This window comes from Duganella sp. 1411, from assembly GCF_017833525.1.
Lineage (GTDB): Bacteria > Pseudomonadota > Gammaproteobacteria > Burkholderiales > Burkholderiaceae_D > Rugamonas.
This window is the reverse complement of the sequence record NZ_JAFICD010000009.1, coordinates 102,618-129,268: the sequence shown is the minus strand read 5'-3', so window position 1 is coordinate 129,268 and position 26,651 is coordinate 102,618. Positions and strand designations below refer to the sequence as shown.

The following is a 26,651-nucleotide window of genomic DNA, read 5'->3' as shown; positions in this document are numbered from 1 at the left end:
GCTTCCCTTAGCGGAAACTGAAGACGCATGGCGCATCTGCGCGGCGGACGAGGCTTACAAGGTGCTAGCCGCCCCTGCCTGTTCGAGCAGCGCGCGCAGCTTCGGCATGGCGTCGACGATGCGCCGCCAGTCGCCGTGGTCGGCGCACAGTTCCAGGTCGCCGCACAGGGCCTGCAACTCCTGCTCCTCCAGATAGCCGGCGCTGCCCTTCATGCCGTGCAACAGGCGGCTGGCGGTCTCGCCGTCGCCGTCCGCCAGCGCCTGTTCCAGGTCGGCCAGGCGCAGCGGCGCGTCCTGGTTGAAGGCGCTGCGCAGGCGCGCCTTCAGGTCGCCGCCGGCGCCGCTGTGCTGCGCCAGCCTGGCCGGCTCCGAGGCGGCCGGCTCGACGCCGAACATGGCGTCGAGTTCCGGCGTGCCGATGGCCGGATGGCGCTGCGGCGCCATGCGCGGCAGCTGGACGCCGCGCTGCAGTTGGCGTTCGATCGCGCGGCTCAGCTGGAAGTGCAGCTTGTCCTCGTCGATCGGCTTGGTGAGGAAGTCGTCCATGCCGGAGGCGAGGTAGCGGCTGCGGTCTTCCTCGCTGGCGTTGGCCGTCAGCGCGATGATCATCAATTCCTGGTCGCGCACCGGCGCCCCCTCGGTGCCGCCGGAGCGGATCAGCCGCGTGGCGCTGGCGCCGTCCATCTCCGGCATGCGCCCGTCCATCAGGATCAAGTCGTAGCGCGTCAGCGCGCAGGCCTTGACGGCCAGCGCGCCGTTGGCGGCGATGTCCACCTTGTGGCCCAGGTCCTCGAGCATCATGCGGATGATGATCTGATTGGTGGGGAAGTCCTCCGCGCACAGCACCTTGAGCTGGTGGCTGTGCGGCTCGCGCGGCACGTGCGGCACCAGCGGCGGCGGCACACCGTTGGCCAGCGGCAGTTCGAACGAGAACACGCTGCCCTTGCCCGGCGTGCTGACGGCGCTGATGTCGCCGCCCATCAGCTCCACCAGCTGGCGGCAAATCGCCAGACCCAGGCCGGTGCCGCCGTAGCGGCGGGTGGTGGAGGCGTCGGCCTGCTCGAACTGCTGGAACAGGCGCGGAATGGCGTCGGCCTCGATGCCGATGCCGGTGTCGGCGACGGTGAAGCGGATGCGGTTAAACGCCTCCTGCTCGCCGGCCCGCGCGTGCGGCACGCGCTCGACGCGCATCATGACCGAGCCGTGCTGGGTGAATTTGAAGGCGTTGCCGACCAGGTTGACCAGCACCTGGCGCAAGCGGGTCGGATCGCCGACCACGAACTGCGGCAGGCCCTCGCCGAATTCCACGCTGAAGTCGACGCTGTGCGCCGCCGCCTGCTCCTCGAACAGGCCGACCACGTTGCGCACCGCCGCCGACAGCGAGAAATCGATGTTCTCGATGGTCAGCTTGCCCGCCTCGATCTTCGAGAAGTCCAGCAGGTCGTTGATGATCGACAGCAGCGACTGCGCGTTGGCCTGGCCGCGCAGGATCTGCTCGCGCGTGCTCTCCTGCAAGCGGCCGTCGCGCAGCGCGAAGCTCAGCATGCCGATCACGCCGGCCAGCGGGGTGCGCATCTCGTGGCTCATATTGGCCAGGAACTCGGATTTCTGCCGGGTCGCGTCCTCCGCCTTGCGCTTGGCCAGGCGCAGGCGTTCGTCGTTGTCCTGCAAGGCGCGGTTGGCCAGCGCCAGCTCCTCGGTGTGCAGGCGCACCTGCTTCTCCTGCAGCAGCAGCTGTTCCTGGGTCTGGCGCAGCGTCTGCAACGCCTCCTCCAGCTGCTGGTAGGCGCGCGCGTTTTCCAGCCCGGCCGCCGCGTGCGAGGCCAGCGTCTGCAGCATGTCCATGTGCACCCGCTGGTAGCTGTTCTTCTCCATGCTCTGCACCGACAGCAGGCCGACCACCTTGTCGCCGACGATCAGCGGCGCGTACATCATCGAACTGGCCCAGTTCACCGGCACGCCGTCCTCGCGTACGCACGGGACCATCGCCTCCAGGCCCGTTTCATCCATGTAGTCGCGGTACTCGGCATGGAAGTCGTTGATGAAAATCGGCTGGCGCTGGGTCAGGCACCACACCGCCAGCTGGTTGGGCTGGTCGAGCCGGCGCTGATAAGGCAAGGTGCGCACCCCGCCCTCGATCGCGAACGGGAAGTCGATCACGCCATCCTGCTCGCGCACGAAACCGATGCCGAATATCTGCGCGTTCATCAGGTGGTGGACGTGGCGGTACAGCGTGAGCATCGACGCCTCGACGTCCAGCGTGGAACTCAACTCGCGTCCCAGCTCGCTCAGCACCGAGATGTTGCGGTGCGCCTGCTCGACGTTTTCCTTCTGCCGCTCGACTTCCTTTTTCTGGCGCTCGGTGTCGATGCGGCGTTGCTCGGCCTCCGCCCGCTGGGTTTCCGCCTCCAGCCGCCGCGCCTCCAGCTCCTGCTTCTGCTGCTGCAGCAGCAGGTTCTTGTGCTCGACCTCCACGGTGCGCGCGCCGACCAGTTGCTCGAGCCGCTGCTGCTGGCGGCGCAGGCTGCGCACCCGCGCGTGATAGGCCGCGTAGGCGACGCTCAGCAAGAGCACCGCCATCAGGCTGCGGAACCACCAGGTCTTCCAGAACGGCGGCAGGATGGTGATCTCCAGCGTGGCCGCGTTGTCGTTCCAGATGCCGTCCTTGTTGGCGGCCTTGACGCGGAACGTGTAGGTGCCCGGGTCCAGGTTGGTGTAGGTGGCGAAGCGCTTGCTGGCGTCGGTGACCACCCAGTCCTCGTCGAAACCCTGCAGCTGGTAGGCGAAGCGGTTGCGCTGCGGCGCCGCGTAGTGCAGCGCCGTGAACTCCAGCGAGAACACCGAATCGTTTTCGTCCAGGGTCAGCGCGCCGGTGTGCTCGATCGCCGTCGTCAGCACCTTCGGATGCTCGCCCTGCCCGGCCCGAACCGACTTGTTGAAGATCTGGAAATCGGTGATCGCCACCGTCGGCGCCACGCTGTTTTCGCGCACGTCGTCGGGCGAAAACGCGGTGATGCCGTTAAAGCCGCCGAAATACAGCGTGCCGTCCGGCGTGCGCAGCGCGGCGCCGTCGAAGTAGGCGCCCTCGATGGTGCCGTCGGCGCCGCTGTAGTTGCGCACCAGGCCCGTCTCGATGTTCAACCGCGACAGGCCGCTGTTGGTGCTCAGCCAAAGGTTGCCGGCGCTGTCGGGCAGGATCGAGGCGATGGCGTCGTCGGCGATGCCGTCCTTGCGCAGGTAGCGGCGGAAGCGGATGGCGCCGTCGGGCGCCACGTCCATCCGGTTCAGGCCCGCCGCCGTGCCGACCCAGATGGTGCCGCGCGCGTCCTCGTACAGGCAGTGCACCTCGTCGTGACTGAGGCTGAGCGGATCGGCGGCGTCGCGGCGGAAGTGGCGGAAGCGCCCCGTCTTGCGGTCCAGCAGATCGAGGCCGTTGAAGGTGCCTATCCACAGCTGGCCGCGGTGGTCCTCCAGGATCGGCCGCACCACGTTGTCGGCCAGGCTGGCATTGTCGGACGGGTTGTGGCGGAAGGTGCGCACGTCCATGGTGCGCGGGTCGAGCCGGTGCAGCCCTCCCCGGCTGGCCACCCACAGCATGCCGCCGCGGTCGGCGACGATGTTGCGCACCGTGTCGCTGGCGGCGTCGCCGCGCATGAACGACAGCGACCGTATCGCGCCGGTGGCCGGGTTCAGGTAGTTGACCCCGGCCCGTCCGCCGATCCACATGTTGCCGTTCTTTTCGCGCAGCAGCGCGGTGACCTGGTCGTCGCTCAGGCTATTGGGGTCGCGCGGATCGTGGCGCCACACCCGGCTCTCGCCGCTGACCGGATCGTACAGGTTCAAACCGCCGCTGCTGCCCAGCCACAGGCGCGTGCCGCCGTCCGAGACGATCGCCCGCACCTTGTTGTCCGACACGGAGTTGAGCATGTCGGACTGGCGCACGATGCGGGCAAAGCCGCCGCTGCCCATGTCGACGCGGCTGACGCCATCGTTCCAGGTGCCGACCCAGAAGGTGCCGACGCGGTCGCGGAACAGCGACGATATCTGGTTGTCGGCCACGCTGTGGCTGTCGCTGAACTGGTGGCGGTACTGGGTCAGCCGGTTCTCCGCCGGCAGCCAGCGGAACAAGCCGTCGGCCTGGGTGCCGACCCACATCTGGTTTTCGACGTCCTCGTACAGCGTCGTGATGCTGACCCCGGGGTTGATGCCTTCGCGCTCGCCGAGGCGGCGCCGCTGCGGTTCGACGCCCAGCAGCCGCCATTGTTCCAGCCCGCCCATGGTGCCGACCCACAGCGTCTGCGCGCTGTCGACCTGCAGCGACAGCACGGCGTTGAAGCGGCCGTCGCCACCGTCGTCGAGCGTGTAGTGGCGGAAGTGCGCGGCGCCCGGCGCCAGCATATCGAGGCCGGTGGCGGTGGCCACCCACAGGCGCCCGGTGGCGTCGCGCGCCAGCGCATTGACCTGGTCGTTGCCCAGGCTGCCGGTGTCGGCGGCGTCGTGGTGCCAGCTGGTGAAGCGTTTGGTGGCGGGGTTGAAGTGGTGCAGGCCGTCGGCGCTGGCCACCCACAGGCCGCCCAGGCCATCGTCGACAATGGCCCGCACATGGCGGTTGCCGTTGCCGCGCTGGCCCGGCTCCTGCGGCGCGAAATGGGTGAAATGGCGCGTGGCCGGGTCGTACAGATCCAGGCCGCCGTCGGTGCCGACCCACATCCGGCCGGTGCCGTCCACGTGCAGCACGCGCACCCAGTTGTCGGCCAGGCTGTTGGGATCGGAGACGGCGCTCTTGTAGGTGACGGTGCGGTAGCCGTCGAAACGCGTCAGGCCGGCCTGGGTGCCGAGCCAGATGAAGCCCTGGGTGTCCTGGGCGACGGCCAGCACCGACTCCTGCGCCAGTCCGTGCTCGACGCTGAGCTGCTCGAAGCGCAAGGTGCGCGGCGGCGCGCCGGCCCATGCGGCGGCCATGCCGAGTCCCCACAGCAGCAGGACCGGCACCAGCAGGTGTCCGCACAAGCGTCGGCATCCCCGTTGGAACGAGGGTCGGAATAAGCGTCTAAAAAACGGCAAAACGGTCCCGCAATCGGTGGTCAGGATTCAAAGAAGGCCAGCACGTCGTCCTTACGCGCCTGGGTGTCGCGCTGACCGAGGCGGATCAACTCGCAAGTATAAGTCGATTCGAACAATAAATACGAGGCCAGCGCCGCGCCGCGCGTTTCGGTGGCGCCGATTCCGGACAACATGGTGCGTATCGGCGCCGGCAAACTGGCGATATGGCGGCTGGCGATATCGTCGAGCCGCTCGGACGGCGCGATCACCAGCAGCTTGACCGGCTTGAGGGGCGTCTGGTCGAGCAGCTCCGCCGGCAGCATCGACAGCGTCTTGTTGATCCGTTCCAGGCGTTCGATATCGACCGCCAGCGAATCGAGGAAGATCGACGACATCGCGTGGCCGGCGATCTGCGCCAGGCTGGGATAGCGGGCCGCGCTCTTTTCGGCGGCGCTGCGGGCCGGCTCGGTCAGGCGGCCGGCGCCCACCACCAGCACCTTGGTGGCGCCCAGGTGGATCGCCGGCGAGATCGGCGCCAGCTGGCGCATCGAGCCGTCGCCGCAGTATTCGCGGTGACCGCCCATGTACAGGGGCGTGGCCGGAAAGATGAACGGGATCGCCGACGACGCCAGCAGATGCTCGACGCCGATCTGGTCCTGCAGCGCCACGCGCTGCATGCGTATCCACGGCGCGATGTCGGCGGCGGTCTGGTAGAAGGTCAGGTGGTTGCCGGCGCTGTAGGACGAGGCGGTGACGGCCAGCGCGTGCAGCAGGCCCTCGGAGAGCACGGTGTCGAGGCGCGGCAGGTCGAGCATGCGGTGCAGCAGGCCGACCAGCGGCGTGTTATCGAGCAGCGACGCCGGCGGCGCGGCGCGCCATTTGCGCAGCAGCCAGCCGAACGACAGCAGCGAGAGCCAGCGCGCGCCGGAGCGGATCACGCCCAGCGAATCGGCGCGGTAGACCTGTTCGACCTCGATATGCTGCCAGACGTCGAGCAGCTTTTGCACGCCCTCGCCGAAGTTGTCGGCGCGGCAGGCCAGCGCCGTGGCGTTGATCGCGCCGGCCGAGGTGCCGCAGATGATATCGAAGGGATTGCGCGCCGGCGGCCAGCCCGCTTCCCACAGTATCTCGGAGATCGCCTGCAGCACGCCGACCTGGTAGGCCGCGCGGGCGCCTCCTCCCGTCAGGATCAAGCCTGTTTTCTTTTGAATTCCCATGCACCAAGGTTAGCAGGGTATGCCGCGTTTGGGGAAGGCGGCTGCGGTTTTTCGGCGACGTTTTGCCACAATCCCCGGACTTACTCGCCCAAGACGATACCCTCGCGGCGCGGATCGGCGCCACCGAACCATTCGGCCTTGCCGTTGACGACGCGGCGCTGGATGCCCTGCAAACCGGAATTCTGCTCGGTCTCGCGCACCTGGTGGCCGCGCGCCTTGAGCTCCTCGAGCACCGCCGGCGCCACGCGCCCGGCCTCCACCTCGGTGGGACCGTTGCGGCTGCCCATGTTGGGCAGGCTGATGGCCCGCTGCACGTCGAGCTTCCAGTCCAGCGTCCCGACCAGCACCTTGGCCACGTAGTTGATGATGGCCGAACCGCCCGGCGAGCCGGTGGCCAGCACCAGCTTGTGCGTGCCCTTGTCGAACACCAGCGTCGGCGACATCGCGCTGCGCGGGCGTTTGCCGGCCTGCACCCGGTTGGCGATCGGACCGTCGGCGTCCTGCGAATCGAAGGAGAAGTCGGTCAGCTGGTTATTGAGCATGAAGCCGTCGACCATCTGGCGCGCGCCGAACGCGTCCTCCACCGAGGTGGTCATCGACAGCCCGCCGCCGAACGCATCGACCGCCACCAGGTGCGACGTCGACGGCTTGTCGATGGCCGTGTCGGCGCCCCACGCGACCTGCATCGTGGCCGGCGTGCCGTAGTTGGCGTGGCCCATCGAGCGCTCGCCTATCAACGCGGCGCGCTGCGACAGGTAGCCCTTGTCGAGCATCGCGCCGACGCCCTTGCCCGGCAGCGGCACGAAATCGGTATCGGCCACGTAGCGGTTGCGGTCCGCGTAGGCCAGCCGTCCCGCCTCCGAGAACAGGTGGATGCCCTCGGCGGTGGGCATGCCGTCGACCGGCTCGTACGGGCTGATGTCCTTGACCTCCAGGATGCCGAGCATCTGCGCGATGGCGATGCCACCGGACGACGGCGGCGGCGCGCCGCACACGGTCCACGCCTTGTAGTCGCTGCAAATGGGCGCGCGCTCCCTGGCCTGGTAGCCGGCGATGTCGGCGGCGGTCAGCTTGCCGGGATTGGTCGGATGCGCGGCCACCTTGGCGGCGATGTCGGCGGCGATGCGGCCCTTGTAGAAGGCGTCGGCGCCGCCGGCGGCGATCTCGCGCAGGGTGCGCGCCAGTTCGGGATTTTTCAGGATGTAGCCAACGGGACGCGGCTTGCCGTCGTCGTCGAAGAAGTATTTTTTGGCGACCGGATCGCGCGCCAGGAAGCGGTCGTAGGAGATCAGCGCGTTCAGGCGCGGGCTGACGGCGAAGCCCTCCTCGGCCAGCTTGATGGCCGGCGCGAACAGGGTTTTCCACGGCAGCCGGCCATGCTGCTTGTGCGCCAGCTCCAGCATGCGCAGCACGCCCGGCGCGCCGACCGAGCGCCCGCCGATGACGCCGACTTCGCGCGAGACGGGTTTGCCGTCCGCGTCCTGGAACAGATGTTCGTCGGCCGACGCCGGGGCCGTCTCGCGGCCGTCGTACGACTGCACGCGTTTGCCGTCCGAATAGAGCAGGAAAGCGCCGCCGCCAATGCCCGACGATTGCGGCTCGACCAAGGTCAGTACCAGTTGGGTGGCGACGGCGGCGTCGATCGCCGCGCCGCCCTGTTTGAGCATCTGGTAGCCGGCCTGCGTGGCCAGCGGATTGGCGGCGGCCACCATGAATTTTTGCGAGGACTTGCCGGCCTTCTCGGCGTAGCCGGTGGCGATTTCCGGCGCCGCATCGGCAGTCGCAGCGGGCGTGGCGCGTTGCGCGTAGGCCGGCGCGTGCAGGCCGGCCAGCAAAGGCACGGCCAGTGCGGCGCTCAGCGCCAGCATCTTCAAACGAATCATGGGCTCTCCAAAATTGAGGGCGCGCGGGCCGGGATGGCCTCCCGTGGCGCGCCCGATCACCTTGGCATCGTACACGAAATCGTTTAAATCGTTTTACTTGGCCTGCATGCGGATAGCGCCGTCGAGGCGGATGGTCTCGCCGTTCAGCATCGTGTTCTCGATGATGGCCTTGGCCAGGTGCGCGTATTCGTGCGGTTTGCCCAGGCGCGGCGGGAACGGCACCATGGCGCCGAGGGCGTCGCGCACCTCGGCCGGCATGCCCATCAACATCGGCGTCTCGAAGATGCCGGGCGCGATGGCCATCACGCGGATGCCGCTGCGGGCCAGGTCGCGCGCCATCGGCAAGGTCAGGCCGGCGACGGCGGCCTTGGACGACGCGTAGGCGGCCTGCCCCATCTGGCCGTCGAAGGCGGCCACCGACGCGGTGTTGATGATCACGCCGCGCTCGCCGGTATCGACGGCGTCGTTCTTGCTCATCGCCACGGCGGCCAGGCGCGCCATATTGAAGGTGCCGACCAGATTGATATTGACGGTGCGCTGGAACAGCTCGAGCGGATGGGCGCCGTCCTTGCCGACGGTCTTGGCGGCCGGCGCGATGCCGGCGCAGTTGACCAGCCCGCGCAGCGTGCCCAGCGCCACGGCGGCGTCGACGGCGCGGATGGCGTCGGCCTCGGAGGTCACGTCGGTGTGGACGAAGACGCCGTCCAGTTCGGAGGCCAGCGCCTGCCCGGCCTCGGCCTGCACATCGGCCAGCACCACCTTGCCGCCGGCCTCGACGATCATGCGCGCGGTCGCCGCGCCCAGCCCGGACGCCCCGCCGGTGATGATGAATACGTTATCTGTGATTTGCATAAGTCTCCCCGATTTCAATGACGGCAACTGACGTTTACGTAAACGTCAATCAAGCCCCATTGTAGCGGAAAAAACCGGGGAATTTGCTTCGGAATCACGTAGGGCGGATTAGCGCAGCGTAATCGGCCATGCATGCGTTATCGACGGCCCATCGATGGCCGATTACGGCGTTCCGCCTAGCATGCGTTATCGACGGCCCATCGATGGCCGATTACGGCGTTCCGCCTAATCCGCCCTACGAAAACCGGAGAAAATCGAGGCGCACCCCGCAGTGTCAGCACTGCAGCCAGCCGCCCTGGAGGTGGCAGAGCTTGCCCGCGGGCGTGATCGTGGTGCCGGCAGGGCCGGTGTTGTGGCGCACCCCGGCGGCGTCGTAGCAGCCGCCCGCCGTGCAGCCGATCGCCGGGGTCGGCGTGCCCGGCGGCCGCATCAGCGTTTCGATCGGCGTCGATGGCTGCCCCGCAGGCATGGCCACCTGCGGCGCGAGCTTGTTCGTGGGCATACGCTGCAGCGTCAGCGGCACCGGCCGCCTCGGCATCGGCACGGCGGCCGGCGCGGTCCGGCACGGCTCGACCGCGAGCCGCTTGCCGTCCGCGCTGAGCTTGCACACGGGCAGCCGGGCGTAGGCGTCCGCCTGCGCCGGGTTTCCCCACGCGTTGGTGCAAAGTAATGATCCAAGCAGGAATGCCGCGGCCAGCGCGGCCGGTTTCAGGTTTTTCATGTCATCACCTTCCAGAGTGCTACGCCTGTTTACATTATTAGCAGGCATCACGCCGCACGGAAGGCTTTGAAACAATTCGTAACCTGGCAGCCACAAGACCGGCGGCGGCGCTAGCGCGCCGGCGCCGGCTCCGATGCCGGCGGCGGCGGTGGCGGCAGGCCCGGCGCCAGCGGCGCGCCCTCGGTCAGCGGCGACGCCGGCCGCGGCGGCGGCGGCGCGTCGGCCGGTGCCATCTGCGTCGGCACCGGCGCGTGGACGGCCACCACCGGCGCGCTCACCGCCAGCCAGCCCGACGCCGGCAGCAACGGCACCAGCAACAGCGCGACGATGTTGATGATCTTGATCAGCGGATTGACGGCCGGGCCGGCCGTGTCCTTGTACGGGTCGCCCACCGTGTCGCCCGTCACCGCCGCCTTGTGCGCCTCCGAGCCCTTGCCGCCGAAGTGGCCGTCCTCGATGTATTTCTTGGCGTTGTCCCAGGCGCCGCCGCCGGTCGTCATCGAAATCGCCACGAACAGGCCGGTGACGATGGTGCCCATCAGCATGCCGCCCAGCGCGGCCGATCCGAGCAGCATGCCGACCACCACCGGCACCACCACCGGCAGCAGCGACGGCACGATCATTTCCTTGATCGCCGAGGCGGTCAGCATGTCGACCGCCTTGTCGTACTCGGGCTTGCCGGTGCCGTCCATGATGCCCTTGATGTCGCGGAACTGGCGCCGCACCTCGACCACCACGGCGCCCGCCGCGCGCCCCACCGCTTCCATCGCCATCGCGGCGAACAGGTACGGGATCAGGCCGCCGATGACGAGGCCGACGATGACCATCGGGTTCGACAGGTCGAAGGTGATGCTCTTGCCCGCCGATTCGAGCGCGTGCGTGTAGTCGGCGAACAGCACCAGCGCGGCCAGCCCGGCCGAGCCGATCGCGTAGCCCTTGGTGACGGCCTTGGTGGTGTTGCCCACCGCGTCGAGCGGGTCGGTGATGGCGCGCACCGATTCGGGCATGCCGGCCATTTCGGCGATGCCGCCGGCGTTGTCGGTGATCGGGCCGTAGGCGTCGAGCGCGACGACAATGCCGGCCATCGACAGCATGGCCGTGGCGGCGATCGCCACGCCGTACAGCTGCCCCAGCTGGTACGACACCAGGATCGCCGCGCACACGGCCAGCACCGGCAACGCGGTCGACTTCATCGACACGCCCAGCCCGGCGATGATGTTGGTGCCGTGGCCGGTGGTGGACGCTTCGGCGATGTGCTTGACCGGATAGAAGTCGGTGCCGGTGTAGTACTCAGTGATGTAGACCATCAGCCCGGTGAGCACGATGCCGACCACGGTGCAGCCGAGCAGGCGCATGCGCATGGCGTCGTCCGGCCAGATCTGCCAGGTGACGACGGCAAAGCCGATCAGCGACAGCCCGGCCGCCCACCACAGGCCGGTGTACAGCGCCGACATGATTTTCTTGCCCGGCTTGGCCTTGACCATCGAGCAGCCGATGATCGAGGCGATGATGGACACCGCGCCCAGCAGCAAGGGATAGACGACCGCCGCGCTCGAGCCGGTCATCAGCAGCGCGCCCAGCAGCATGGTGGCGATCAGGGTGACGACGTAGGTTTCGAACAGATCGGCGGCCATGCCGGCGCAATCGCCGACGTTGTCGCCGACGTTGTCGGCGATCACGGCCGGGTTGCGCGGATCGTCCTCGGGGATGCCGGCCTCGACCTTGCCGACCAGGTCGGCGCCGACGTCGGCGCCCTTGGTGAAGATGCCGCCGCCGAGCCGCGCGAAAATCGAGATCAGCGAGGCGCCGAACGCCAGCCCGATCAGCGGCTCGATGACCTTGTGCAGATTGGGCCCGAGGTCGGGCGGGAAGCCGGCGATCAGGTACATATAGAACAGCACCACGCCCAGCAGGCCGAGCCCGACGACCAGCATGCCGGTGATGGCGCCGCCCTTGAAGGCGACGTCGAGCGCCTGGTTCATGCCCTTGGTGGCGGCCTGCGCGGTGCGCACGTTGGCGCGCACCGACACGTTCATGCCGATGAAGCCGCAGGCGCCCGACAGCACCGCGCCGATCAGGAAGCCGATCGCGGTGTTGATGTCCAACAGCACTCCGATGAGGATGAGCAGCACCACGCCGACGATGCCGATGGTGCGGTACTGGCGCGCCAGGTAGGCGGCGGCGCCTTGCTGAATCGCCAGGGAAATTTCCTGCATGCGCGGGTTGCCCGCGTCCTGGCGCAAAATCCAACTACGTGACCATAAACCGTACACCACGGCGATGACGCCGCAACCGACTGCTAACCAAAGACTGGCTGCCATAGAGTCCCCTTATTTTTATTGAACGAGCCTACAAACCACACTTCAGATAACCGCCCCTTGTGGAGGCGGCCAACTAACCTGCGAACTGCAAAACGTCAAATCGGGAGGCATCCAGCTTTTGCCGGGGTGCTGCGCGCGGCGCGCGGGCGTAAAAAAAGCGGACACTCGGTCCGCTCTACTTTACCGCTTATTCGGCGAGCGCGGCAAACGCGCTGTCGCGAATTTGTTCAACCGGACCGACCCCGGCGATGCGGCGGTATTTCGGCGCGCCCGGTTCGCCCGACTGCGCCCACGTGTTGTAGTAGCCGAGCAGCACTTCGGTTTGATTGTGGTAGACGTCCAGGCGCTTCTTGACGGTTTCGGCCTTGTCGTCGTCGCGCTGCACCAGGTCTTCGCCGGTGACGTCGTCCTTGCCTTCCACCTTGGGCGGATTGAACTTGACGTGGTAGACGCGGCCCGAACCCGGATGGCAACGGCGGCCGTCCATGCGTTCGATGATCGACTCGTCCGGCACGTCGATTTCCAGCACGTAGTCGACCGCCACGCCGCTATCCTTCATGGCGTCGGCCTGCGCCACCGTGCGCGGGAAGCCGTCGAACAGGTAGCCGTTGGCGCAGTCGGACTGCTTCAAGCGTTCCTGCACCAGGCCGATGATGATGTCGTCGGAGACCAGGCCACCCGCATCCATCACTTTTTTGGCGGCCATGCCCAACTCCGTCCCGGCCTTGATCGCGGCGCGCAGCATGTCGCCGGTCGAGATCTGCGGGATGTTGTATTTTTCTTTGATGAAATTAGCCTGGGTGCCCTTGCCTGCACCTGGTGCTCCTAAAAGAATAAGACGCATGAAAAATTCCTAAAACAGATTTTGGATGTGGTTAGTGTTTGTGGGGAAACAGTAGAAATACTGCAAGTCCGACTTTGTTGATACGAAACTTACCACAAAACTTCGTCTAAACGCCAATTTGTGACGGCTTCCACCGTTCTTCGCTGGCAAAACTGGAGTATAGAGACATATTCCGTATGAATATGGCACTTGCCTTCCGCTTATGATTGATTTATTCCGGTAATCTGATCTATATCAAGAAAGTGGCTAATATAGCAAGCGCACCCGCGCCAGGTCCTCCGGCGTGTCGACCCCGGCGGCGGGCGCCGACTCGGTCACGTGGACGGCGATCGGATAGCCGTGCCACAACACGCGCAGCTGTTCCAGCGCTTCGATCGATTCCAGCGGCGACGCTTCCAGCGCCGGATAGGCTTGCAGGAAATCGTTGCGGTAGGCGTACAGTCCGATGTGGCGGAGCGGTACGTGGCCGGCGGGCAGTGCCTCTTTGGACTGCGCGAAGGCGTCGCGGTTCCACGGTATGGTCGCGCGCGAAAAATACAGGGCCCGGCCGGCCTTGTCCAACACCACCTTGACCACGTTCGGGTTGAAGGCGTCGGCGGCGTCGTGCAGCGGATGGGCGCAGGTCGACATCGGCACGTCGGCGCCGATGCGGGCGGCGGCCGCTTGCAGCAGCGCCGGCTCGATCAGCGGCTCGTCGCCCTGCAGGTTGACGACGACGGCGTCGGCCGGCAGGTTCAGCGCGCGCGCCACCTCGGCGATGCGGTCGGTGCCGGACGGATGGTCGGCGCGCGTCATGCACACCTCGACGCCGTGCGCCACGCAGGCGGCGCGGATGTCCTCGTGGTCGGTGGCGACGATGATGCGGGCGGCGCCCGACAGGCGCGCGCGCTCGGCCACGCGCACCACCATCGGCTTGCCGCCGAGGTCGGCCAGCGGCTTGTTCGGCAGCCGCGTCGACGCCAGCCGCGCCGGGATGATGACGATGAACGGGGACACCGGGGTAGAGACCGCCGACACCGCTCAGTCCACCTTGTCTTGCAAGGTGCGGGCCTCGTCGGCCCACATGATGGGGATGCCGTCGCGGATCGGAAATGCCAGGCGGTCGCCCTTGCAGATCATTTCCTGGGCTTTCTTATCGTACTCAAGGGGGCCTTTGCAGACCGGGCATACCAGGATATCAAGCAATCTAGCGTCCACGACATTTCTCCACGATTTGGTCGGCCAGCGCCGCGTCGATGCGCGCCGTCACCGGGACGACCCATAGTCGCGGGTCGTCTCTGAGTTCTTCAATTTGCGCACATTTTACTGCATCCTTCTCGGTCACCAGGATGATATCGGCCTCCAGCCGCGCGAACGGCCGGTCGGCGAAGTCGTGGTGGTCGGGCAAGGGCAGCTCGGCAATGGCCAGGCCGGCGGCCTTGAGCATGCCGAAAAACCGCGCCGGGTTGCCGATGCCGGCCGCCGCCGCCAGCCGCAGACCGGGTTGATTCAGCGTCGCCAGCTCGCGGCGTTGCGAGCGGTCGACCAGTTGTTCCGCGTACCGGCCCTCAAGCGTCATGTGAATTGGCTGCCCGCTGGAACCCGCAGCGCCAACCGGGGTCGTACCCCGCACGGGGTACGACCCCAGGCTCGCGGGTTGGCCGCCGACCGATCGCACCAGCTCGTCCGTCAACACAGGCGCGTTGATGACGGTGAAATCGCGCCGGCGCGACACCGGCTCGCGCAGCGGTCCGGCCGGCAGCAGCCAGCCATTGCCGGCGCCGCGGCCGTCGAACAGGATGATTTCAATGTCGCGTCGCAGCGCGTAATGCTGCAAACCGTCGTCGGTGAGCACGATGTCGACGTCGGGATGGGCGGCCAGCAGCGCGCGGCCGGTGGCGGCGCGGTCGCGCCCGACCATGACCGGGCGCCCGGTGCGCTGCCAGATCAGCAGCGGCTCGTCGCCGACCTCGGCCGGCGTCGAGCGCGCGCCCACTTCGCGCGCGCCGTCGGCGTCGCTGCCGTGGCCGCGCGAGATGACGCCCGGACGCATGCCGGCCGCCTGCAACGCCTGCACCAGCCAGATCGTCAGCGGCGTCTTGCCGGTGCCGCCGATGTAGATATTACCGACCACCACCACCGGCACCGGCAGCCGCGACGATTTGAGCAGGCCGGCGCGGTACAGCGCCGCGCGCGCGCCGCTGAGCGCGCGGAACAGCAGCGACAGCGGCCACAGCGCGCAGGCGAGCGGGCCGCGCCGCAGCCAGTTGCGCGTCAGCGTCGCTTCCAGCGCGGACGACCCGGTGTTCGAAGGCGCGGACACTTATTTGCCGGCGCTGGTCTGGGCGGCGAAGGTCAGCTTGTCGTAGCCGGCGATGCGCGCCGCCTCCATCACGTTGATGACCATCTGGTGCATCGCGAACTGGTCGGCGTTGACGATCACCACCGGCGACTTGCCCGGCTGGCCGCCCTTGTCGACGGCCGCCTTCATCGACTGCGCGAAGCCGGCCACGTCGCGGAACGACACCGGTTCGTTGTTGATCGTGTAGTTGCCCTTGGCGTCGACCGTCACGTTCAGCTCGAACGGCTTCTCTTCCTGCTTCTGCGCGTCGGCGGTCGGCAGCGTGATCTGCAGCTCGGTGAATTTGCTGTACGTGGTCGAGACCATCAGGAAGATCAGGATCACCAGCAGCACGTCGATGAACGGGATCAGGTTGATCTCGGGATCCTCGCGGTGCCGGCCTTTGCGGAAATTCATGCGGCGTCCTTACTTGCGCTTGCTGTGCACGATATCGACGAACTTCACCGCCTGCTGCTCCATCTCGATGACGAAGCTGTCCACCAGCGCGCGGAAGTGGCGGTAGAACACCAGCGTCGGCATGGCGATCGCCAGGCCGAAGCCGGTGTTGTACAGCGCCACCGAGATGCCGTGCGCCAGTTGCGCCGGGTTGGAGCCGGAGGCGTTTTGCGATCCGAAAATCTCGATCATGCCGACCACCGTGCCGAACAGTCCCATCAGCGGCGCCAGGGTGGCGATGGTGCCCAGGGTGGTCAGGAAGCGTTCCAGCGTGTGGGCCACGCCGCTGCCGGCCTCCTCGATCGATTCCTTCATCACCTCGCGCGGGGCGTCGACGTTGCGCAGCGCGGCCGACAGCACCACGCCCAGCGGCGAACTTTTTTCCAGCTTGTCGATGACGCCGGGGTTGGCGTTGCCGCCGCGATAGACCTGCACCACCTCGTCCAGCAGTTTTTTCGGCAGGATTTTGCTACGGCGCAGATACAGCAAGCGTTCGACGATCAGCGCCAGGGCGACGATCGACGCGACCAGCAACAACCAGATGGGCCAACCTGCGGCTTGGAAAATAGCGAGCAAAACGAACTCCTGTAGAGATATATAAACCCGAAGGCGCAATGTATCTTGTTGGACGACGCTCGGCAAGTAGCGTGCGCTCAACGGGGAGGAACGAGTTCTGCACATTTTCTGTGGACAACAATGTGCGTAATGCCATTCAATAAAGATTAAGTCATTGATTTAAAAAAGAAAAGTATCGAAGCTCGAAAATAGCGCAGCGGGACAGCAGATGGCCCGGTTTATGCATTGCAAAAGCTGTGCCAACTTATGCCCACATTCTGTTGATAAGATTGTGCGCAAGCCACGCCCTGCGGCGGCAGGCCGTTGATTTCAATCACTTTTATTGTTCTGCGTAAAAATATGGCAGGCGTGCCACGGCGGCGCTGGCAAGCCCGAAATGGTTATCCACAGGACAACTTTTAAGGCGATAGCCGGCGACTTGTGCACTTCTGCACAAAATTTGTGGATAAGATTGTTAGCAAGGCTACCCCACAAGTTCCAGGCCATTGATTTATAAGGCTATTTTTCCCATGCGTAAAATAAGCGCAGCGTCCGGCGCCGCGCGCGGGCGGGCGCGGCGCCGGCGCTCGGCGGAACTTCTGCACACTTGATGTGGATAAGATTGTGCGCAACCGCTCCCACATCGTGAAAGGTCGTTGATTCGTAAGGGAATTTTTGCCTTGAGTAAAAAAATAGCAGATGAGCCTAGCCGCCGTTTTTAAAGGCACGCACAGGGTTTGCCCACAAGCGCCGTCACTTCTGCACATTTTGTGTGGATAAGATTGTGAGCAAGGCCCACCCAACGCACTTAAGTCATTGATTGTTATCAATTCTTTTTCAATGAGCAAAAAAATAGCAATGGGGATATTGAAAAGTTACAACGCTACCAATTTGGTAGTATTGCTTTTATTTCTATTTAATCAAAAACCTCTTTAAGATGGTCTCCACGCCAGCCGCTGAGGCCGGCTAAAAGCGCCGGGAGCGCCACGCTTTCCGCCCGCCAACCAAAAGCCGGCCATGCCCGGCACACGGAGACGTTTCATGGACGCATTTCTCGGAACCATACTGCCCTGGCCCGCCAGCTACGCCCCCGCCGGCTGGGCCTTCTGCGACGGCCGCATCCTGCAAGTCAATATGTATCAGGCCTTGTTCGCGGTCATCGGCCCCCAGTACGGCGGCAACGGCAGCACCACGTTCGCGCTGCCCGACCTGCGCGGACGCACCATCCTCGGCACCAACGGCCAGCCGCCGCTGAGCAATCGCACGGCGGGCCAGCACGGCGGCGCCGAGTCCGTGAACGCCGTGGGCAACGGCGCCGCCTCGGTCACCTTGACGCAGGCGAACCTGCCGGCCCACAGCCACAGCGCGACGCTGTCGATGAGCGGCCTGAACGCCGTCACCGACATCAGCGTCGGCACCGGCACCGGCGGCCAACTGGCCGCGACCCAGGGCGCCACGCTGACCAGCACCGCGTCGGGCGCGTCGGGCGCGGCGATCTACCAGCCGTCGAGCGTTGCGCCGGTGGCGCCGGTGACGCTGGGCGGCGTCAGCACCACGGTCAGCGGCAGCGGGTCGGTGACGGTCGCCAACACCGGCGACGGCGCCGCCGTGCCCGTCAACGTGACCGTGACCACGCCGGTGGCCACCTTGCCGCCTTTCCTCGCACTCAACTACATTATCTGTCTCAATGGTATCTTCCCCACCCGAAACTGAGCCGGCGCTCGACCTGCGCGAGGCCACCGACGCCGACCAGCCGCTGCTGGCGGAGCTGTACCGCGCCACCCGCGACGACCTGGCGCCGCTCGGCGACGGCGCGGCGGTGGCGTCGCTGATCGCCATGCAGCAGCGCGTGCACGCCGAGGGCCGGCGGCGCCAGTTTCCGGGCGCGCGCCAGCTGCTGTTGTACAGCGACGGGCGCTGCGTGGCGCAACTGGTGCTCGACCGCGCTCCGCGGCGCCTGCACCTGGTCGACCTCGCCGTGCTGCCCGAGGCGCGCGGCCAGGGCTTCGGCCGCGCGCTGCTGCGCTGGGCGCAGCGGCAAGCGGCCGAAGCCGGCGTGCCGCTCGATCTGCGGGTGCGGCGCGACAACCATACGGCCCGCCTGCTGTATCTGGAGCTGGGCTTCCGCGCCGGCACCGGCGACGAGGTATTCGAGCCGATGCGCTGGGAACCGGCCGCCGACGCGCAGGCGCCGCCATGATTCCGGCCTCGCTGCGCTACCTCAAGCTGCCGCTCAGCTTTGACGCCGCGCGCTTGCAGGCCGAACTCGACGCGCTGCTGGCGCCGCAATGGATCGACCACTTCAACACGCGCGACTACGACGGCGGCTGGCGCTGTCTGGCGCTGCGCTCGCCGGACGGCCAGCCGCGCCACATCGGCGCGCTGTCCGAGGCCAACTTCCTCGACACGCCGGCGCTGGCCCAGTGTCCGTACTTCCGCGCCGTGCTCGACGCCTTCGAATGCGACAAGGCCGCCGTGCGGCTGATGGCGCTCGAGGCGGGCGCCGTCATCAAGCCCCACCGCGACGCCGCCACCGCCTTCGAGGACGGCCTGGCGCGGCTGCACGTGCCGCTGCAGACCGATCCGGCCGTGACGTTCCGCATCGACGGCGAGGAGGTCCACTTCAGCCGTGGCGACACGTGGTACCTGAACGCCGGGCGCACCCACGCGGTCCACAACGCCAGCGCGCGCAGCCGCATCCACCTGGTGCTCGACTGCCGCGTCAACCCGTGGCTGCGGCGCCTGTTCGCGCAGGCCGGCATGGGCGACGCGGCCGGCGCCGGCCAGCGCGCGCCCGACCCGCTGGCGCACCAGCGGCAGGCGTTGCTGCGCGCGCCCGAGATCGCGCCGGCGGGCGCCGCGCCGGCGGACGGCTGGTATCCGGTGGCCGTCAGCGACGATCCGCCCGGCCTGTGGTGGCGGCACCTGGGCCAACAGCCGTTCAGCGAGCCGTTTTTCGCCGACACGCTGCGCCGCCAGCCGCCGGCCGAACGGCTGCGCCGCTTCGCCGACTGGCCGGCGCTGGCCGACCTGCCCGAGGCGCTGGCGCCGACCGCGTTCATCTTCCATGTGTCGCGCTGCGGCTCGACCTTGCTGACCCAGATGCTGGCCACCCTGCCCTCGTGCGTGGCGCTGTCGGAGCCGCCAGTGCTGGACGACTTCCTGCGGCTGCGGCGCGCGGGCAGGGATGCGGCCGGCGCCATCGACGACGCCGGCGACACCGTCCGGCTGCGCGTGCTGGTGCGGGCGCTCGGCCAGCGCCGCGACGCGCGCCAGCGGCACCTGGTGATCAAGCTCGATAGCTGGCACCTGCGCGATCTGCCGCTGTTCCGCGCCGCCTTTCCGCACACGCCGATGCTATTCCTGTACCGCGAACCGCTGCAGGTGCTGGCCTCGCACCGGCGCCAGCGCGGCCCGCAAATGCTGCCCGGCGTGATCGACGACGGCTGGCTGGGCGTCACTTTCCGGCGCCCCGGCGCAGACCAACCGGAGGACGCCGCCAGCCTGGCCCCGGCCGACCTCGACCGCTATTGCCTGCACGTGCTGCGCGCCTTGATGGAAACCGCGCTGGCGGCCGGCGACGGCGGCCAGCCGTTGACCCTGCTGAATTACCAGCAACTGCCGCAACTGCCCGACGCGCCGCTGCTGGCGTGGCTGGGCATCCGCTGCGGCCGCACGGAGCGGCTCGCCATGCGCCAACGGGCCGGCTTCCACGCCAAGCACGGCGCGCCGTTCACCGGCGACAGCGCCACCGCCGAACGTCGCGGCGCCGCGCCGGAGCCGGCGCTGCTGGAGCGGGTGGCGCAGTTGTACGCCATGCTGGAACGGTCACGCCTGCGCAACGAAATTGTCCAGTATCAAGACAATTGTGACCGGTTGTGACAATTGGAGAGAAACCCCAGCTATAAATATGCCACAGTTGAATAAACTTGTTTTTTGTTGATATTATGCAAGTCGCCGGATCGTCGGCGACCTTCACAGCCACCATGCCCGATCACACCTACCATTTCATCTCCGGCCTGCCCCGTTCCGGCTCGACCTTGTTGTCGGCCATCCTGCGCCAAAATCCCCGTTTCCACGCCGGCATCAGCAGCCCGGTCGCCAGCCTGGCCGCCGGCCTGCTGGGCCAGGTCAGCGCCGGCAGCGAATTCGCCGCGCTGGTCGACGCCCGCCAGCGCCGCGCGCTGCTGCGCGGCCTGTTCGACGCCTATTACGCCGACCACCCGCAGCAGGTGGTGGTCGACACCAACCGCTTGTGGTGCGGCAGGCTGCCGCTGCTGCGCGACCTGTTCCCCGCCGCCAAGGTGATCGCCTGCGTGCGCAACGTCGCCTGGGTGATGGACAGCATCGAGCGCCTGTACCGCGCCAACCCGTATGAAAACACGCGCCTGTTCAACCAGGCCGGCGGCCGCGGCTCGGTCTACACCCGCCTCGAAGGCCTGATCCAGCACGACCAGATGGTCGGCTCGGCCTGGGCCGCGCTGCGCGAGGCCTACTACGGCGAACAGGCCGACTCGCTGCTGGTGGTCGACTACGACCTGCTGTCGCGCGCGCCGCAGCAGGTGATCCCGCTGATCTACGACTTCCTCGGCGAACCGGGCTTCGACCACGACTTCGAGCACATCGAGTACGACGCCGTCGATTTCGACCTGCAGCTGGGCGTGCCCGGCCTGCACCGGGTGCGCAGCAAGGTGGCGTTCCAGGCGCGGCGCACCATCCTGCCGCCCGATTTGTTCGACAAATATTCCAAGCTGTCCTTCTGGGGCGACCGCAACGGCAGTCGCGCGAATGTGATCAGCAACCAACCGGCACTGCCAGGAGACCCATTATGATCCGCAACCACAGCCACGGCATCCCATCCCAACTGGACGACGACGGCGCGCCCTGGCGCCTGCAGATCCTGGCCGGCGCGCCCGAGGCGGCGGCGCCAGCGCCCCAGTCCGCGCCGCCGGAACAGCTGGCGATCTCCCAACGCAGCGAGATCACCTTCATCGAATCGAACGTGGCCGACCTGCCGACCTTGCTCAAGGGCCTGGCCGGCACCGAGGTGCACGTGCTCGACGCCGGGCAGGACGGCCTGCGGCAGATCGCCGCCATCCTCGACGGCCGCGCCGGCGTCGACGCGCTGCACATCATCTCGCACGGGGCGACGGCGGCCGTCAATTTCGGCGCGCTCAAGCTCGACGGCGGCAACCTGGACGCCCACCGCGCCGAGCTCGAGTCGATCGGCCGCGCCATGGCCGACGGCGGCGACATCCTGCTGTACGGCTGCGACGTCGCCGCCGGCGGCGCCGGTGCCGCCTTCATCGACCGCCTGGCCGACGCCACCGGGGCCGACGTGGCCGCCTCGACAAACCCGACCGGCGCGTCCGCACTGGGCGGCGACTGGCGGCTGGAAGTCCACAGCGGCCAGATCGAGACCGCCGCCGTGGTCGACCCGGCGCTGGCCGCGCTGTACCAGCAGACCCTGGCCATTCCCAGCGCCACCGTCAATTTCAACACCGGCGGCAATTTCTCGAACGGCGGCGGCTACCTCGGCTCCCAGGACGTCATCTACAACGTGGCCGGCAACGGCACCTACCAGTTGAAGATCAACGGCCAGAACGAGGGCGTCATCAACTTCGGCGGCTATGTGGCCAGCGACGCCGGCTACGCCCGCGGCGAAACCCTGCTGACGCTGTCGTTCGTCGGCGGCCAGGTGTTCACGCCGACCGCCGTCAAGGTCGGCACCCAGGTCCCCGGGGCGCAAAGCCTGATCTTCAAGGGCTACGACACGGCCGGCAACCAGGTCGGCGGGCCCCAGACCTTCACCACCTCCGCCAGCACCGGCACCTACCTGACGGCCACGCTCTCCGGCCTGACCAATATCGCCACCTTGAAGGTGACCGCGGACCCCGCCTCGAACGGCGGCAAGATGATCTACCTGATCCTCGATGATCTTGCGCTGTCCAATATCCAGCCGCCCGCGCCGTCGGTGACGCTGATCACCTCGAGCACCGCCAACGGCAGCTACAAGGTCGGCGACACCATCGCCGTCAACGTCACCTTCGACGCCGCCGTGACGGTGTCCGGCACGCCGCAACTGACCCTGGCCACCGGCGGCGCCGGCCGCGCCGTCAACTACGCCAGCGGCAGCGGCTCGACCACCTTGACGTTCAACTACACGGTGCAGGCCGGCGACAGCAGCAGCGACCTCGATATTTACAGCACCGGCGCGCTCGGCCTCAACGGCGGCAGCATCACGCAAACCGTGGGGGCCGCGGCCGCCACGCTGACCCTGCCCACGCCCGGCACGGCCGGCTCGCTGGCCGCCAACAAGGCGCTGGTGATCGACGGCGTCGCCCCGACCTTGTCCATCAGCAGCGACGTGGCCAGCCTCAAGGCAGGCCAGACGGCCACCATCACCTTCACCTTCAGCGAGAACCCCGGCGCCACCTTCACGTGGAACGGCAGCAGCGGCGACGTGGTCGTCACCGGCGGCACGCTGGGCACCATCTCCGGCAGCGGCCTGACGCGCACGGCCACCTTCACGCCGACCGCCTCCACCGACGCCGGCACGGCCAGCATCACGGTAGCCGCCGGCAGCTACGCCGACACGGTCGGCAACCTCGGCGGCGCCGGCACCACGCCGTCGCTCAGCTTCGACACGCTGGCGCCGTCGGCGCCGTCGACGCCGGCGCTGGCCAGCGCCAGCGACAGCGGCACCAGCAACACCGACCGCATCACCAACGACACCACGCCCACCTTCAGCGGCACCGCCGACGCCGGCGCCACCGTCAAGCTGTACGACACCGACGGCACCACCCTGCTGGGCACGACCACCGCCGACGGCGGCGGCGCCTGGACCATCACCAGCGCCGCGCTGGCCGCCGGCGCCCACAGCGTCAGCGTCAAGGCCACCGACGCCGCCGGCAACACCGGCACCGCCTCGGCCACGCAAACGGTGACGATCATGACGGCCGCGCCGACGGTGTCCATCACCAGCGACGTCGCCGGCGTCAAGGCCGGCGAGACGGCCACCATCACCTTCACCTTCAGCAGCGACCCCGGCGCCAGCTTCACCTGGGACGGCAGCAGCGGCGACGTGGTCGTCACCGGCGGCACGCTGGGCGCCATCTCCGGCAGCGGCCTGACGCGCACCGCCACCTTCACGCCGACGGCGGCCACCGACAGCACCACGGCCAGCATCACCGTCACCGGCGCCAGCTACCAGGACGTGGCCGGCAACGGCGGCGCGGCCGGCCTGACACCGGCGCTGCAAGTCGACACCGTCGCGCTGACGCCGACCATCGCCGGCGCCAACGTCGCCAGCGACAGCGGCACCTCGACCAGCGACGGCATCAGCAGCGTCGCCACGCCGACCATCACCGGCCACGCCGAGAACGGCGCCGCCGTGCGCCTGTACGACAGCGACGGCAGCACCTTGCTGGGCACGGCCACCGCCGACGGCTCCGGCAACTGGAGCATCACCGCCAGCACGCTGAGCGAAGGCACGCACACGCTGACGGCCAAACAAACCGACGTCGCCGGCAACGTCTCGTCCGCCTCCAGCAGCTACAGCTACATGCTCGACACCACCGCGCCGACCGCCGTCGCGCTCAGCGCCACCACCGTCGCGCAAAGCGCCGCCACCAACGGCGCCACCGTGGCCACGCTGTCGGCCACCGACGCCAACGCCGTCGGCTACGCCCTCGCCACCGGCAACGGCACCAACGACGCCGACAACGCCAGCTTCACCTTCTCCGGCAACGCCCTGGTGGCGGCCCAGAACCTGAGCGCCGGCACCTACAAGGTCCACGTGCTGGCCACCGACGCCGCCGGCAACAACGGTGCGCACGACTTCACCATCACCGTGGTCGACGCGCCCGGCGTCACGTCCATCGTGCGTGCGGCGGCCGCGCCGGGCACGGTGGCGGCCAGCGCCACCTCGGTCAGCTACACGGTCACCTTCAGCCAGAGCGTCACCGGCGTCGACGCCAGCGACTTCACGCTGACGGCCAGCGGCACCGCGGCCGGCACCATCCAATCCGTCAGCGGCAGCGGCGACACCTACACCGTCACCGTCAACGGCATAAGCGGCGACGGCACCCTGCGGCTGGACCTCAACGCCAGCGCGACCGGCATCCAGAACGGCTCGGCCGTCGCCATCGTCGGCGGCCACACGAGCGGCCAGGTCTACACGCTGGACCACACCACACCGGCCGCGCCGAGCGCGCCGGCGATGACGGCCGGCAGCGACAGCGGCATCTCCGCCAGCGACGCCATCACCAGCGACACCACGCCCACCTTGACCGGCACCGCCGAGGCCAACGCCACCGTCAAGCTGTACGACACCGGCGGCGTCACGCTGCTGGGCACCACCACCGCCGACGGCGGCGGCAACTGGAGCATCACCAGTAGCACGCTGACGGACGGCAGCCACACGCTGACGGCGCGCGTGACCGACGCCGCCGGCAACACCTCGGCGGCCGGCACGGCGCTGACGGTGGTGATCGACACCGCCACCACCGCGCCGGCCACGCCCACGCTGGCCAGCGCCAGCGACAGCGGCACGCTGGGCGACGGCGTCACCAACAGCGCCACGCCGACCATCACCGGCAGCGCCGAGGCCAACGCCGCCGTCACCTTGTACGACACCGACGGCGTGACGGTGCTGGGCACGGCCACCGCCAACGGCAGCGGCGCCTGGAGCATCGCCACCAGCACGCTGGGCGATGGCGCCCACACCGTGACGGCCGTGCAGACCGACCGCGCCGGCAACGTCTCCGCCGCCAGCGCCGGCCTGGCGCTGACCATCGACACGCTGGCGCCGGCGGCGCCGGGCGCGCCGGTGCTGGCCGTGGCCAGCGACAGCGGCGCCGCCGGCGACGGCATCACCAACATCGCCAATCCGGTGTTGACCGGCACCGCGGTCGCCAACGCCGTGGTGCGCCTGTACGACAGCAACGGCACCACCGTGCTGGGCACGGCCACCGCCGACGGCGCCGGCCACTGGAGCATCACCAGCGCCGCGTTGACGGTTGGCGCGCACACGCTCACCGCCAAGCAGTTCGACCTGGCCGGCAACGCCTCGGCTGCCGGCCCGTCGCTGGCGCTGACCATCGAGGCGCCGCCGGTGCCGCCCACGCCGCCCGCCACCACGATTGACGGCGTGGCGGTGGTGCAAACGCCGGTGGCGCTGCCCGGCGGCGGCGTCGGCACGCAGACGGTGATCGGCATCGTCAGCGACAACCGCAGCGAATCGAGCGGCAACGCCGGCGTGGCCGACATTCCGCTGGTGACCAGCGGCGGCGCCAATGTGCTGCTGGCGCAGATCGCGCCCGGCTACGGCCTGACCGTCACCGCCGGCGCCAGCCGGCCGGCCGGCAGCTCGACCGAGCAACTGATCCAGGCGATCCTGGGCGTGACGCCGGACCATCCGGCGGCCGACCAGGGCCACCTGACCGGCAACGGCGTGGCCTTCCTGGGCCAGCTGGCGGACAGCGCGCCGCTGCTGGTCGGCACCGTCGTCCCGATCACCGGCGCCACCGCGCCCGCCGGCGCGCTGACGCTGACCGGCACCAGCAGCGCGGCCCAGCACACGGCGCTGGTCATCGACGCCAGCCATCTCGCCGCCGGCAGCAATCTGGTGTTGAACGCGATCGACTTCGCCGCCGTCATCGGCGCCGTCAACGTCACCGGCAACACCGCCGGCCAGATCCTCACCGGCGACGCCGCCGGCCAGCGATTCACCGTCTCCGCCGGCAGCGGCGGCGCGGTGTTCGCCGGCGGCGGCGCCGACACGCTGGTCTTCAATTCACCGCCCTCCCCGGCCGCCGCGCGCGCCGCCGGCACTGCCGCGGCGGCGGAAGCGCCGGCGGACACCAACACCATCCTGCACGGCGGCTTGGGCAACGACAGCGTCGCCTTCAGCGGCAACCGCGCGGACTACGTCGTCGAAGATCACCTGAGCTATGTGATCGTCACCGCCAAATCGCAGCCGCAGCAGCACGCGCTGGTGGTCAACGCGGAAAGCCTGGCGTTCGCCGACACCACGCTGGCCGTCACCGTGCCGGCGTCGCTGAATACGATCGCCGGCCTCTACCAGAGCGTGCTCGGCCGCCAAGCCGACCACCAGGGCATCGAGTTTTGGGTCAACGCGGCCGAGCGCGGCGTCACCCTGGGCAGCATCGCCATGGGCATCATTCAATCGGTCGAATCGCAGGCGCGGCACCCGATGGTATTCAATGGCGACAACGCGCACGACCTTGAACTGTTGTACCAGGGAATCTTCGAACGGCACAGCGACGCGGGCGGGTTCGCCTACTGGCTGGACAAAATGGCGGGGGGCGTGTCGCTCGAAGTGGTGGCCAGTTCCTTCATGGCATCGAAGGAGATGGAAATCCACAAGATCGGCGCGCAGGACCTCGACTTCCTGCTGCTGTCATGAACAGTTTGTG

Annotated in this window: 17 protein-coding genes; 5 read left to right on the top strand and 12 right to left on the bottom strand. The window is 68.1% G+C overall.

Annotated features, from left to right (window positions below; all coding sequences use genetic code 11):
* Positions 1 to 54: 54 nt before the first annotated feature.
* The 12 genes from JOD97_RS29845 to JOD97_RS29790 form a co-directional block, all read right to left on the bottom strand.
* On the bottom strand, positions 55 to 4,962 hold the full coding sequence (locus JOD97_RS29845; protein WP_209726539.1) for a two-component regulator propeller domain-containing protein: 4,908 nt from the start codon (positions 4,960 to 4,962) through the stop codon (positions 55 to 57).
* Positions 4,963 to 5,084: 122 nt separating this feature from the next.
* A complete protein-coding gene (locus tag JOD97_RS29840; protein ID WP_209726439.1) occupies positions 5,085 to 6,260 on the bottom strand; it encodes a patatin-like phospholipase family protein in 1,176 nt (391 codons plus the stop codon).
* 80 nt (positions 6,261 to 6,340) lie between these two features.
* Entirely contained in the window at positions 6,341 to 8,143 is a 1,803-nt protein-coding gene (ggt, locus tag JOD97_RS29835) for a gamma-glutamyltransferase (protein ID WP_209726438.1), read from the bottom strand.
* Positions 8,144 to 8,236: 93 nt separating this feature from the next.
* Positions 8,237 to 8,995 (bottom strand): 3-hydroxyacyl-CoA dehydrogenase, encoded by a 759-nt coding sequence (locus JOD97_RS29830; RefSeq protein WP_209726437.1) that lies wholly within the window; start codon positions 8,993 to 8,995, stop codon positions 8,237 to 8,239.
* A gap of 274 nt (positions 8,996 to 9,269) precedes the next feature.
* On the bottom strand, positions 9,270 to 9,716 hold the full coding sequence (locus JOD97_RS29825; RefSeq protein WP_209726436.1) for a hypothetical protein: 447 nt from the start codon (positions 9,714 to 9,716) through the stop codon (positions 9,270 to 9,272).
* A 110-nt stretch (positions 9,717 to 9,826) separates the two neighbouring features.
* Positions 9,827 to 12,037: a sodium-translocating pyrophosphatase gene (locus JOD97_RS29820; protein ID WP_209726435.1), complete on the bottom strand. Its 2,211-nt coding sequence runs from the start codon at positions 12,035 to 12,037 to the stop codon at positions 9,827 to 9,829.
* Between the two features lie 187 nt (positions 12,038 to 12,224).
* Positions 12,225 to 12,881, bottom strand: coding sequence for an adenylate kinase (gene adk / locus JOD97_RS29815; protein ID WP_209726434.1), 657 nt, complete (start codon positions 12,879 to 12,881; stop codon positions 12,225 to 12,227).
* Positions 12,882 to 13,127: 246 nt separating this feature from the next.
* The gene (kdsB, locus tag JOD97_RS29810) at positions 13,128 to 13,898 is read right to left on the bottom strand and encodes a 3-deoxy-manno-octulosonate cytidylyltransferase (RefSeq protein ID WP_373999971.1); all 771 of its coding nucleotides are present in this window, start codon (positions 13,896 to 13,898) and stop codon (positions 13,128 to 13,130) included.
* A gap of 3 nt (positions 13,899 to 13,901) precedes the next feature.
* On the bottom strand, positions 13,902 to 14,078 hold the full coding sequence (locus JOD97_RS29805; protein WP_209726433.1) for a Trm112 family protein: 177 nt from the start codon (positions 14,076 to 14,078) through the stop codon (positions 13,902 to 13,904).
* Positions 14,068 to 15,183 (bottom strand): tetraacyldisaccharide 4'-kinase, encoded by a 1,116-nt coding sequence (gene lpxK / locus JOD97_RS29800; RefSeq protein ID WP_209726432.1) that lies wholly within the window; start codon positions 15,181 to 15,183, stop codon positions 14,068 to 14,070. The genes JOD97_RS29805 and lpxK overlap by 11 nt, the downstream gene beginning before the upstream one ends.
* On the bottom strand, positions 15,184 to 15,618 hold the full coding sequence (locus JOD97_RS29795; protein WP_209726431.1) for a biopolymer transporter ExbD: 435 nt from the start codon (positions 15,616 to 15,618) through the stop codon (positions 15,184 to 15,186).
* Between the two features lie 9 nt (positions 15,619 to 15,627).
* A complete protein-coding gene (locus tag JOD97_RS29790; RefSeq protein ID WP_209726430.1) occupies positions 15,628 to 16,233 on the bottom strand; it encodes a MotA/TolQ/ExbB proton channel family protein in 606 nt (201 codons plus the stop codon).
* A gap of 1,020 nt (positions 16,234 to 17,253) precedes the next feature.
* Between JOD97_RS29790 and JOD97_RS29785 the strand changes: the two genes are divergently transcribed.
* From JOD97_RS29785 to JOD97_RS29765, 5 genes are all read left to right on the top strand, one after another.
* On the top strand, positions 17,254 to 17,925 hold the full coding sequence (locus JOD97_RS29785) for a phage tail protein (RefSeq protein ID WP_209726429.1): 672 nt from the start codon (positions 17,254 to 17,256) through the stop codon (positions 17,923 to 17,925).
* Positions 17,900 to 18,412 carry a GNAT family N-acetyltransferase gene (locus JOD97_RS29780; protein ID WP_209726428.1) on the top strand — a complete coding sequence of 171 codons (513 nt, stop codon included), beginning with the start codon at positions 17,900 to 17,902 and terminating at the stop codon, positions 18,410 to 18,412. Before JOD97_RS29785 ends, JOD97_RS29780 begins: the two co-directional genes overlap by 26 nt.
* Positions 18,409 to 20,094, top strand: a complete 1,686-nt coding sequence (locus JOD97_RS29775; protein WP_209726427.1) for an aspartyl/asparaginyl beta-hydroxylase domain-containing protein — start codon at positions 18,409 to 18,411, stop codon at positions 20,092 to 20,094. Before JOD97_RS29780 ends, JOD97_RS29775 begins: the two co-directional genes overlap by 4 nt.
* 65 nt (positions 20,095 to 20,159) lie before the next feature.
* A complete protein-coding gene (locus JOD97_RS29770; protein WP_229264821.1) occupies positions 20,160 to 21,044 on the top strand; it encodes a sulfotransferase in 885 nt (294 codons plus the stop codon).
* Positions 21,041 to 26,641, top strand: coding sequence for an Ig-like domain-containing protein (locus tag JOD97_RS29765; protein WP_209726426.1), 5,601 nt, complete (start codon positions 21,041 to 21,043; stop codon positions 26,639 to 26,641). Before JOD97_RS29770 ends, JOD97_RS29765 begins: the two co-directional genes overlap by 4 nt.
* The last annotated feature ends 10 nt before the right edge of the window (positions 26,642 to 26,651 follow it).